The 11,442-nt window shown below is 73.5% G+C and carries 9 protein-coding genes and 1 pseudogene; 5 read left to right on the top strand and 5 right to left on the bottom strand.

The genetic code is table 11. The features are described from left to right. Positions 1–5: 5 nt before the first annotated feature. The 3 genes from sthA to PV419_RS18720 all read left to right on the top strand — a co-directional run bounded on the left by sthA (position 6) and on the right by PV419_RS18720 (position 3,287). On the top strand, positions 6–1,409 hold the full coding sequence (gene sthA, locus PV419_RS18730) for a Si-specific NAD(P)(+) transhydrogenase (RefSeq protein ID WP_319690397.1): 1,404 nt from the start codon (positions 6–8) through the stop codon (positions 1,407–1,409). Between the two features lie 56 nt (positions 1,410–1,465). Further along, the gene (locus PV419_RS18725; RefSeq protein ID WP_319690395.1) at positions 1,466–1,690 is read left to right on the top strand and encodes a DUF2277 domain-containing protein; all 225 of its coding nucleotides are present in this window, start codon (positions 1,466–1,468) and stop codon (positions 1,688–1,690) included. A gap of 253 nt (positions 1,691–1,943) precedes the next feature. Then, positions 1,944–3,287 carry a Gfo/Idh/MocA family oxidoreductase gene (locus PV419_RS18720; RefSeq protein WP_319690393.1) on the top strand — a complete coding sequence of 448 codons (1,344 nt, stop codon included), beginning with the start codon at positions 1,944–1,946 and terminating at the stop codon, positions 3,285–3,287. Positions 3,288–3,353: 66 nt separating this feature from the next. On the opposite strand, the gene PV419_RS18715 is transcribed toward PV419_RS18720, so the two are convergent. From PV419_RS18715 to PV419_RS18705, 3 genes are all read right to left on the bottom strand, one after another. Beyond that, a complete protein-coding gene (locus tag PV419_RS18715) occupies positions 3,354–4,535 on the bottom strand; it encodes a S1 family peptidase (protein WP_319690391.1) in 1,182 nt (393 codons plus the stop codon). Between the two features lie 223 nt (positions 4,536–4,758). Beyond that, a complete protein-coding gene (locus tag PV419_RS18710; RefSeq protein ID WP_319690389.1) occupies positions 4,759–5,424 on the bottom strand; it encodes a response regulator transcription factor in 666 nt (221 codons plus the stop codon). Beyond that, the gene (locus PV419_RS18705; RefSeq protein WP_319690388.1) at positions 5,421–6,668 is read right to left on the bottom strand and encodes a sensor histidine kinase; all 1,248 of its coding nucleotides are present in this window, start codon (positions 6,666–6,668) and stop codon (positions 5,421–5,423) included. The genes PV419_RS18710 and PV419_RS18705 overlap by 4 nt, the downstream gene beginning before the upstream one ends. Positions 6,669–6,834: 166 nt before the next feature. Here PV419_RS18705 and PV419_RS18700 point away from each other — a divergent pair. Beyond that, a pseudogene (locus PV419_RS18700) lies at positions 6,835–7,746 on the top strand (ATP-binding cassette domain-containing protein). Next, positions 7,743–9,356, top strand: coding sequence for a hypothetical protein (locus PV419_RS18695; protein WP_319690386.1), 1,614 nt, complete (start codon positions 7,743–7,745; stop codon positions 9,354–9,356). Before PV419_RS18700 ends, PV419_RS18695 begins: the two are co-directional and overlap by 4 nt. A gap of 7 nt (positions 9,357–9,363) precedes the next feature. Here the strand turns inward: PV419_RS18695 and PV419_RS18690 are convergent, their stop codons facing one another. Together PV419_RS18690 and PV419_RS18685 are read right to left on the bottom strand one after the other, a co-directional pair. Beyond that, on the bottom strand, positions 9,364–10,533 hold the full coding sequence (locus tag PV419_RS18690; protein WP_415925329.1) for an AI-2E family transporter: 1,170 nt from the start codon (positions 10,531–10,533) through the stop codon (positions 9,364–9,366). Positions 10,534–10,670: 137 nt separating this feature from the next. After that, complete coding sequence (locus PV419_RS18685) at positions 10,671–11,408, bottom strand: class I SAM-dependent methyltransferase (protein WP_319690384.1); 738 nt, start codon at positions 11,406–11,408, stop codon at positions 10,671–10,673. Positions 11,409–11,442: the final 34 nt, after the last annotated feature.

Genomic DNA, 11,442 nt, shown 5'->3' with positions numbered 1-11,442 from the left:
CTCGGGTGCCCGATTTTGCCATGCTCGTGATCGGATCCGGCCCCGGTGGCCAGAAAGCAGCCATCGCCGCGGCCAAGCTCGGCCGCCGCGTGGCCGTCGTCGACCGGCCGGACATGGTCGGCGGCGTCTCCATACACACCGGGACCGTCCCCTCCAAGACCCTGCGGGAGGCGGTGCTCTACCTCACCGGGCTGACGCAGCGCGATCTGTACGGCCAGAGCTACCGCCTCAAGGACGAGATCACCGTCGCCGACCTGACGGCCCGTACCCAGCATGTGGTCAGCCGCGAAGTGGACGTCATCCGCAGCCAGTTGTCCCGCAACCGGGTCGCGCTGTTCGCCGGGACCGGACGCTTCGTGGACGACCACACCGTCGCCGTACGCGGCGCCGACGGCCACGATCAGCTGCTGACCGCGCGCCACATCGTGATCGCTACCGGCACCCGCCCGGCGCGCCCGGCGTCCGTGCAGTTCGACGAACGGACCATCATGGACTCCGACAGCGTCCTGAACATGGAGCGGGTGCCGCGCTCCATGGTCATCGTGGGCGCGGGGGTGATCGGCATCGAATACGCCTCCATGTTCGCCGCCCTGGGCAGCAAGGTCACGGTGGTCGAGCAGGGCGAGGGCATGCTGGACTTCTGCGATGTCGAGGTGGTCGAGGCGCTGAAGTACCGGCTGCGGGACCTCGCCGTCACCTTCCGCTTCGGCGAGACGGTCGCGGCGGTCGAGCGCCACGCCCGCGGCGCCCTGACCGTGCTGGAGAGCGGGAAGAAGATCCCCGCCGACGCGGTGATGTACTCCGCCGGACGCCAGGGGCTGACCGACGACCTCGACCTCGCCGGGGCGGGCCTCACGGCCGACCGGCGGGGCCGGATCGCGGTGGACGAGCACTACCGCACGGCCGTGCCGCACATCTACGCCGTCGGCGACGTCATCGGGTTCCCCGCGCTCGCCGCCACGTCGATGGAGCAGGGCCGCAGCGCCGCGTACCACGCCTGCGACGAGCCGGTGAACCCGATCCACGACCTGCAGCCCATCGGCATCTACACCATCCCCGAGATCAGCTTCATCGGCCGCACCGAGGACCAGCTCACCGACGCGTGCGTGCCTTTCGAGGTCGGCGTCTCGCGCTACCGCGAGCTGGCCCGCGGCCAGATCGTCGGCGACTCGCACGGCATGCTCAAGCTGTTGGTGTCCCCGGAGGACCGGCGGCTGCTGGGGGTGCACTGCTTCGGCACCGGCGCGACCGAGCTGATCCACATCGGCCAGGCGGTGATGGGCTGCGGCGGCACCGTCGACTACCTGGTGGACGCGGTGTTCAACTATCCGACCTTCGCCGAGTCGTACAAGGTCGCCGCCCTGGACGCGACGAACAAGATGCGGGAGATCGACCACCTGGGGGACTGACCGCGAGCGTGGCACCCGCCCGGCGGCCCGCCCAGCCCGGGGCGCACACTGGAGGCATGTGCCGCAGCATCAAGACGCTCCGCCCGCCCATGACGCCCGAGCTCCACGACGAGGACATCCAGGCGGCCGCCCTGCAGTATGTCCGCAAGGTGTCCGGGTTCCGTGCGCCCGCCGCCCACAACCGCGAGGTCTTCGACCAGGCCGTCGAGGCGGTGGCCGAGGCCACCCGCAAGCTCCTCGACGGACTCGAAGTGCGGGGTGTCGGCGGTCGCCCGAGCTGAGCCCACGGGTGCCGTGACGAACAGCGTCATCGCGAGCACACCGCTGATCCGTTCCCCGTCTCGCGTACCCTGCGGGAGTGTGGCCGTCCCCGACGCCAGGGCTTTGGCGACCGCTCTGCAATCGTTCCCGCACATTTCCACCTGACGTGCACGTCAGACGCCTCGTCACGTCACTATGGCCGTTGACGCGTCTGCAAACGAATGCGACTCTTCCGTGCAGTTTCAGTCAGCCCAGCAGCGGGAGAGGAATCGCATGGCCGCCACCACCACAGCCAGGCGCGTCGCCATCGTCGGCACCGGCCACCGAGCACAGACCTTCACCGAAGCCTTCTCCCGCCGCCCGCAGCTGCATGTCGCCGCCCTGTGCGACCCCAACCCGGTGCGGATCGCCCACCACAACGACCTGCTCGCCGCCGCGGGCCGCCCGGCGGCCACGGCGTACGGGGCGGAGGACTTCGAGCGGCTGCTGCGCACCGAGGACATCGACGAGGTGCTGGTCACCACCGTGGACGCGCTCCACGATCACTACATCGTCCCCGCCCTGGAACACGGCGCGCGCGTCGTCACCGAGAAGCCCATGACGGTCGACGCCGAGCGCTGCGCCCGCATCCTTCAGGCCGTGGGACGCACCGGCAACAGCCTCTCCGTGGCCTTCAACTACCGCTTCAACCCCGTCCATGAGCGGGTGCGCCGGCTCCTGGCGGAAGGCGCCATCGGCGATGTGCTGTCCGTGCACTTCGAGTGGCTGCTCGACGTGCGCCACGGCGCCGACTACTTTCGCCGCTGGCACCGCGAGAAGGCCAACAGCGGCGGCCTGATGGTGCACAAGTCGAGCCACCACTTCGACCTCGTCAACTGGTGGCTCGGCGCCCGCCCCGAGCAGGTCTTCGGCTACGGGCGGCTCGCCTTCTACGGCCGGGAGGCGGGGGAGCGCGCCGGCTACCGGCGGGAGTACGACCGGGCCCACGGGGCGCAGGCCGCGGCTGACGACCCCTTCGCCGTCCACCTGGAGGACAACGAGGCGCTGCGTTCCCTGTATCTGCGGGCCGAAGGCGAGGACGGCTATCTGCGCGACCGCAACGTCTTCGGCGACGACATCAGCATCGAGGACGACATGGCGCTCCTCGTGCGCTACTCCACCGGCGCCACCATGACGTACCACCTCACCGCCTACTCGCCGTGGGAGGGCTACCGGGTGATGTTCAACGGGACCCGCGGCCGCCTCGAACTGCAGGTCGAGGAGAGCCTGTGGCAGTCGCCCCAGGCCCGGGTGTCCTCCGCCAAGGGCGCGGTCCATGGCGACACCGCGCTCGCCAACGCGGGCGGCCACCGCATCACCGTCCACCCGCTGTGGGAGCCCCCGCAAGAGGTGGCCGTCACCGACTTCGACCATGCCGGCCACGGCGGCGGCGACGCGCGCATGCTGGACGCCCTCTACGGGCCGGCCGACCCCGAGGCCGCACCCGACACCGGTGACGCGGCAGGGCTGCGGGCGAACGAGGTCGACGGCGCGCTCGCCCTGGCCGCGGGCCTGGCGGCCAACCAGTCCTTCGCCACCGGACGCCCCGTGGACATCGCGGACCTGGTGCGGGTGTGACCCGGTGGGAGGCGGGCCCCGTCGGCCCGCCTCCCACCGCCACCTGCCATCCGGCCCGCTCGGGCCTCAGGCGGTGTGCAGCCGCAGGCCGTACACCGACAGGATCTCGTTCACCGGCTGGAACCAGGTCTCCCCGCCGCTGCCGCAGTTGCCCCAGCCGCCGGAGGTCACGCCCTGGGCCTGGTCGCCGCTGATGAACGAACCACCCGAGTCACCCGGCTCGGCGCACACATTGGTCTTGGTCATCTGGTACACCGCGCCCTGGCTGTAGTTCACCGTCTCGTTCTTGGCCAGCACCGTGCCGCAGTGCCAGTGCGTGGTGGATCCGGAGCGGCAGATCGAGGCGCCGACCGGGGCCTCCGCGGAGCCGCGGACCAGCGCGTCCGGCACCGTGCCCCAGCCGAGCACCACCGGGACGGTCCACCAGCCGCTGCCGACGCTGACGTACGCGTAGTCGTTGCCGGGGAAGGACGAGCCCCGGAAGTTGCCGACGTACGAGCCGTCCCAGCCGTTGACGGAGGCACCGGCCTGGCCGCAGTGGCCGGCCGTGACGAAGCCGCCCTGCACCGAGAAGCCGATGGAGCAGCGGACGTTGCCGGTGTAGTACGGGTCGCCGCCGACCGTGCCCGCGGCGAAGGTGGTCGGCGCCTGCGCGGCGGCCTTCGCGACCGTGACCGGGACCGAGCCCGCCCGCTTGCCCTGGTCCTTCGCCGCGTCGACGAACGCGCGCACGGCGGAGTCGCGCTCGGTCCCCTGGCGGACCGAGACCACCACGCTGCCCGCCTTCGGGTCGACGTGCCAGCCGGCGACCCCGGCCGGAGCGGCGTTCTTCCCGGCCTTTTCGTCAAGTCTCGCCTTCACCGCGTCGAGATCCTTCGCGGTGTGCCGGACGGTTCGGGCGGTGGCGCCGGTCGCCCGCACCGCCGCGGCCTGCTGCCGGCCGGTGACGCCGACGACCAGCTCTCCGGTGTCCGCGTCGAACCAGGAACCGCCGAACGCCTTCCCGGCGGCGCGCTCGGCCTTCGGCGCCAGTTCCATGGCCGCCGCCTCCTGACGCAGGCGGGTCTTCGCCTGTCCCTCCGTCAGGCCAAGGTCGCGGCCAAGGGCGCTGACGAGTTTCGCGGAGGGCGCCGACGAGTCGGGGCCGGGGGACGCCGCGGCGGCGGAGAGCGCGGTGCCGGCGCCCGACAGGGTGCCGAGGACGAGTAAGGCGGACAGGCCGACACGGACAGCGGTCGTGCGTCGCATGGCAGTTCTCCTTCTGTTGCGCTGCGGAACGAGGGCAGAACAGGGGAGACCTGAGAGCGCTCTCATGGCCGATCGCGGAGGAGCCTAGAGCGGGCGGAGGTAATAAGTCCATACCAATGGAGGCTGTGGTTTCCGGCTTGAGGGAATCCCTTAGGGGTTCCCTCAAGTGTCATACGGCCCGGCGCGTTTCAGCCGGTGCCCCCAGATTCATCCTCCGCCCGGCTCATCGGCCGCCGGGGACGACGAGGCCGGACTCGTAGGCCAGGATGACGGCCTGGGTGCGGTTCTGGGCGCCCAGCTTGGTCAGCAGGTTGCTCACATGGGTCTTGACAGTCTCCAGACTGACCGTCAGACGGCCCGCGATGTCCGGGTTGGACAGGCCGGTCGCCACAAGCCTGAGGATCTCGGTCTCACGGGCGGTCAGCGGTGTGTGGCCGGTGGCCGGGACGGCCGGGGGCAGCGGGCGGGCCGCCACCAGCCTGCGCACGGCGTCGGGGAACAGCACCGAGTCGCCCGTGGCCACCAGCCGTATGGCGTGTGCGATCGCCTGCGACGGCGTCCGCTTGAGGATGAAGCCGTCGGCGCCCGCGCGCAGCGCGTCATAGACGTGTTCGTCGCTCTCGAAGGTCGTGATCACGACGACCTTCGGCGGCTCCTTCAGGGCCGACCGCAGCTGCCGGGTGGCCTCGATGCCGTCCATCCCGGGCATCCGCACATCCATCAGCACCACGTCCGGCCGGGTCCGCCGGACCAGGGACAGCACCTCGCCGCCGTCCGCCGCCTCACCCACCACCGCCAGGTCGGGCTTGGCGGACAGCAGGGTCCGCAGCCCGGTGCGGGTGAGTTCCTCGTCGTCGGCGATGAGCACGGTCACGGGCGTGGTGTTCATGGCGCCGACCGTAGCGGAATCCGGGCCAGCAGCCGCCACCGGCCGCCCGGTACCGGACCGACGCTGACCTCGCCGCGCAGCAGCCGCATCCGCTCGCCGATCCCGGCCAGGCCTTGCCCCCGCCGCCCGGGGCGGGTGAGGCCGAGGCCGCGGCCGCCCGCCAACGGGTTGGTGAGCTCCGCCTCCAGCCAGTCGTCCGTCACCGTCACGCGCAGCGTCACCGGTGCCCGATGGGCGTGGCGCAGGGCGTTGGTCAGCCCCTCCTGGACGATGCGGTAGGTCTCCCGGGACACGGCCGCCGGCACCCGCGCCCAATCGCCGTGGAGGTCGGCCCGCACCTCGGTGCCGGTCTGCCGCACCCGCTCCAGCAGGGCACGGAGATCGCCGAGCGTGTGCTGCGGGGCCGTCGGGGCCTTTCCCTCCCGTAGCACGCCCAGCACATGGTCCAGGTCGTCCATCGCGCTGCGCGAGGACTCCTCGATGCTGCTGAGCGCGCGCCGGGCCGCCTCCGGCTCCCGCTCCATCAACTCCGCCGCCACGGCCGCCTGGATGGTGGCGGCTGTGAGCGTGTGCCCGATGGAGTCGTGCAGCTCCTGGGCCAGCCGGTTGCGACCGGCCAGCAGGCGCGTCCGCTCCTCGAGCGCGGCGAGCCGCTCGGCCGGCCGGGGGCCGAGCAGGGCCGGAGCAGCCGACCGCAGCACGGCCACCGCGCCCGCGCAGACGCCCGCCGCCGCCACGAGGCAGCCCATCGCGGCGAGCGGGACCCACCCGCCCCGCCAGCCGCCCGCCACCCGCACCGACAGGCCCAGCAGCGCGACCCGATCGCCACCGTGGAACCAGACCCCGGCCAAGACCGCCGCCACCGCCGCCAGCAGACCCGTCACGGCCGCCACCGCCCAGCCCACCGCCATGTGCAGCGCCAGCCACGCCGAGGTGCGCACGAGGTCCGGCCGCCCGCCCCCGGGTGACGCGCCGGGCGCGGGCAGGCCCGTGCACAGCAGCCGGTTGGCCAGCCGCACACACCTCGCCCGCACCGCACGCGGGAAGCCGCCGGCCGCGAGCAGCGCCACGAACACCGCCCCGAAACACACCCACCGCAGCCCCACCGGCCACGACCGCGCCACCCCCGCCGCCACGGCCAGCGCCACCGCCGTCGGCGGCAGGCTCCAGGCCGCGCCGGCCAGCGCGTACACCCAGCCCCGCACGGTGTCCGCGCGGAACAGCGGGCGAATCGGTTTCCACACGGGGGTCTTCCACACGGGCGCTCTCCACACGGCCGCAAGTATGGCGGCCACATCGAGCCGCCCGCCTCCCCCCTGAGAGCCAGAGGCACCTTCCCCCGGCCGGGGGAACCGGAATTCCCTCTCCGCCGCGCACCGCCCGCACACCCCGCCCGGCGACAGTGGCCCCATGCTCGAACTGATCGATGTCAGCAAGGTCTACCGGGGCGGAAAACGGGCCGTCGACAACATGACGCTGCGTCTGGGTCCCGGCCTGCTGGGCCTGCTGGGCCCCAACGGCGCCGGAAAGTCGTCACTGATGCGGATGGCCGCCACCATCACCCGCCCCACCAGCGGAAGAATCCTGTTCGACGGGGTGGACACGGTGGCGCGGCCAAACACTCTGCGGGAGGTGCTCGGCTGTCTGCCGCAGGACTTCGGCGTCTACCCCCATCTGAACGCGCGGGAGTTCCTCTCCTACCTCGCCGCCGCGAAGGGCATCTCGGCCCGCGCGACGCCCGCGCACGCGTCGACGAGCTGCTCGAACTCGTCAACCTCACCCAGGCGGCCGGACGCCCCCTGGGCGGATACTCCGGCGGCATGCTGCGCCGGGTGGGCATCGCGCAGACCCTGCTCGCCGACCCCCGGGTCATCGTCGTCGACGAGCCGACCGCCGGCCTCGACCCTCAGGAGCGGGCGCGCTTCCGCAACCTGCTCAGCGAACTGGCCGCCGACCGGGTGGTGATGCTGTCCACCCACATCGTCTCCGACGTCGAATCGGTGGCATCCGACATCGAGGTGGTCGCCCACGGACGGCTGCGCCGCCGCGGCACCCCCGAGGACCTGCTGGGCGGAGGTGGCCGGGCAGGTGTGGGAGGCGCTGGTCGGTCCCGAGCAGGCAGCCGCCGCGCAGTCGCGGTACCCGGTCAGCCGCGCGGTGCGCACGGCCGCCGGGGTACGGCTGCGGCTGCCGGCCCCCGAGGCGCCGTACGCGGACGCGGAACCGGTGGCCCCGGACCTGGAGGACGCCTATCTCGCCGTCATCCACCAGCCGGGCGGTCCCGGCCCCCTGGCCGGCCCGCCGCGGGCGGTGCGGCGATGAGGGCGGGCCCCCGGGGCACGGCCGGCCGGCTCGGCGGAGGCGTCGGCCGGCTCGCCCTCGCCGACTTACGCGAGCGGGCACGGCGCCCCGCCTACGCGCTGACCCTGGCGGCGGCGGTCGCCCTCGGTTACCTGGCCGTGCCGGACCCCGGCGCCCGCTGGGTCATCCTGCAGATCGGCGACCACCGCGGCGTCTACAACAGCGCCTACACCGGCACCGCCACCGCGCTCGCCGGCGCGTTGTGGCTGACGCTCGGCGGCTTCTACGTCGTACGCGACACCCTTGCCCGGGACGAGGCCACGGGCGTGGGCCGGCTCCTGGCCGCGACACCGCTGCGCGGCACCGGCTACCTGGCGGCGAAATTCTTCAGCAACGTGATGGTGCTCGGCTCCATGGCGGGGGTACTCGCGCTCACCGCGCCCGTGATGCAACTGGCCCGCGGCGAGTCCGGCACCATCGAGCCCGGCCCGCTCCTGATGCCCTTCGCCCTGATCGCCCTGCCCCTGGTGGCCGCGACGGCTGCCGCCGCGCTGCTGTTCGACGCCACGCCCCTGCTGCGGAAAGGGCTGGGCAACGTCGTCTGGTTCTTCGTGTGGCTGGCCGCCGCGCTGGGCGGCCAGGGCCCCGGCGCTCCGCTCGGCGGCCTTGGCGTGCACGGCGTCGTCGCCTCGATGCGCGCCGACATGGCGGCCCGCCACCTCGATCTGTCGGGCCAGGAATTCAGCCTGGGCCTGACCTGCATCGAGCAACCGCTGCGGACCTTCGACTGGGGCGGGTTCACCCCCGGCGCGGACTTCGTGGCCGCGCGGACGGCCCTGGTCCTGGCGGCGGCCGTGGCGGCGCTGCTCCCCGCGCTCTGGTTCCGCCGGTTCGATCCCGCCCGGGACGGCCGGGCCCAGCCGCCCCCGGAGGACCGGCCCGGCGCCACACCGCCGCCCGCGCCCGCCGAAGAGCCGACGGCACCGGTGTTCACCGGGCCGCCACGCACCGTGGCCCGGCCGGGCGGCGCCTTCGGGCGGCTGCTGGCGGGCGAGCTGCGGATCCTCCTCCAGGGCACATCACGGTGGTGGTGGGCCGCCGCCGAGGCCATCACGGTCGCCGGCTTCGCCGCGCCGCTGGCCGCGGTGACCTGGTTCGCCCTTCCGACGGCGTGGATCTGGCCGGTCCTGATCTGGTCCCGCCCGGGCACCCAGCGCCATGAATACGGCGTGGAGTCGCTGCTCGGCGCCTACCCGGCGGACCGCCGCAGAACACTGGCCGAATGGCTGTCCGGGCTCGCGATCACGGCACTGGCCGCATTCGCCCCGCTGGTCCGCCTCGTCGCGGCGGCCGACTGGGCCGGGGCCTGCGCCTGGGCCGGGGGCGCGCTCTTCGTCCCGTCGCTGGCGCTGGCACTGGGCACGCTCAGCCGCACCCACCGGCTCTTCCAGGCCGTCTACTTCCCGCTGTGGTACGCGACCGCCAACGGTCTGCCGCTGCTCGACTTCATGGGCGCGGTCCGCGCCGACGGCCACCCGGCCGGCCCGCCGGGACCGGCCATCGCGGCCCTGTCAGCGCTGCTGGTCTGTGCCGTCTTCGCGGCAGGTGCCGCGCGGCGGGGCAAGAGCTGAGCCGCCCTCAGGGCCCGGCGCGCAGCGTGCGCACCACGGACCAGACAACGGACACCATCGGCACGGCCACGATCGCGCCGATCACCCCGGCGACGAGGCTGCCGGCGATGACCGAGATCGCGACCACCACCGGGTGCAGCTGCACCGCCCAGCTCATCACCAGCGGGTGCAGTACATGGCCCTCGATCTGGCCGACGACGACGATGAGCACCAGCACGATCGCGGCGATGACCGGGCCCCGCCCGGCCAGCGCCACCACGGTCGCCACGGCCAGCGCGATGGGCGCGCCGATCAGCGGGATGAAGGTGGCGAAGAACACCAGCACCGTCAGCGGCAGCGCGAGAGGCACCCGCAGCAGGACCAGGGCGATGCCCACCAGCGTCGCGTTGGAGGCCGCCACGATGATGATGCCGCGCGTATAGCCCGCGAACGTGGTCCACGCCGCCCGGGCCGCCCGCTCCCACGCCGACCGGGCGGTCTCGGGCAGCTGGGCATGGAACCACCGCCACATCCGGTCGCCGCCGTAGATGAAGAACACCGAGCAGAACAGGGCCAGGGCCGCGCCGGTGAGCGCTTCCACGGCCCGGTTGGCGCCGCTGACCGCGCGGCTGATCAGCGCCCCCCGGTGGGCCGAGAGGAAGGCGGAGATGCGCTCGCGCAGCCCCTGAAGCGAGCTGTGGCTGATCCGGAACGGCGGCTGCTCCAGCCAGCGGCTGATCCGGCCCACCCCGCCGCGGAACTCGCCCACCAGCCTGCCCGCCTCCGCGGCCACCACGCTGCCCACCAGCGCCAGCAGACCGAGCACCACGACGATGCTGCCGATCAGCGCCACCGCCACCGCGAGCGGCCGTGGGACCACCCGCGCCAGCAGATCGGTCGGCGGCCGCAGCAGCGCGGTCACCACCAGCCCCAGGAACACCGCGACCGCGACGAGTTCGAAGCGCCCCAGCACCTTGAACGCCGCATAGACGACCGCCCCGACCGCCAGCAGCCGCCACGCGTACCCGGCCGCGAGGCGCAGCCCGGGGTGCACCCGCTCCTCCCCGGCGCGCCCGGCCGCCGCGCGGCCCGGCGCGGCGGCGCGGGCCCCGGCCGCCGAGGCCCGGCGGCCGGGGCGGCCGCCCCGTACCACGCGCCGTGGGCGTCGGCCGTCCGGAGGGCGAGATGTGCTGCTCACCTGGGCGCCACCGCCTCCTGCGTCCCGGTCCCGCGCGACCGACACGGAATGTGAATCGTCCCTGTATGGGCCGATTCAACCAGGCAGGTGCCGCCACGTGCCGCAATCGGCGGCGGCGTGGCGGAGCGGGGAGCCCGCTACGCCTCGGGCCTGCGCAGGATCAAAAAGACGAAGCCCAGGGAGTCCCGGTAGTGGCGCAGCCATTGGGAGCGGTGGGTGGCGGCCGCGTCGAGGGCCTGGGCGCTGCCGGGGTCGTCGGGGTGGTCCAGGGCCCAGGAGGCCAGCGACCCCGTCCAGGCCCATTCGTACGCGTCCCGCTCCTCACGCGTGCTGACGTGCCCCTGGACGGGCGTCCACCCGTCGGCGACGACCCGGTCCACGGTGGTCGCCAGGTCGGCGAACTCGCCCAGCATCTCGACCGCCTCCGGGGACGGCTCGCGCTCCCAGAACCCGTCACCGACCAGGACCCGTCCGCCGGGGGCCAGATGCCGACGCGCCGCCGCGAGGGTGGGCAGCAGGCCGCCGAAGGCATGGGTGGCCCCGACGCTGAGCACCAGGTCGAAGGGGTGCGGGGAGGAGAACCCGGCGGCGTCCTCGCGGTGGAGGGCGAGCCGGTCCGCGGCCCCGAGGTCCTCGGCCGCCGCCCGGGCGTGCGCGAGGGCGCCCTCGGAGATGTCGACGCCCTCGGCCCGGACCTGGGGATAGGCGGCCAGGGCACGCAGCAGCCACTCCCCGCCGCCGCAGCCGAGGTCGAGTATCCGTTCGTCGCCGCGCGGCAGGACCTCTTCGAGCAGCCGACGCACCGCTTCGTCGCCGATCGGGGCGGCTATCGGATGGTCGGCGTGGGCGAGTCTGGAGATCAGTTCACGATTCACCGCGGCAGCCTGGCAGCTCTCGCGCCGCGCCCGC

Origin of the sequence: Streptomyces sp. ME19-01-6 (assembly GCF_033793745.1) — a bacterium.
GTDB lineage: Bacteria > Actinomycetota > Actinomycetes > Streptomycetales > Streptomycetaceae > Streptomyces.
This window is presented reverse-complemented; position numbering and strand designations above follow the sequence as displayed.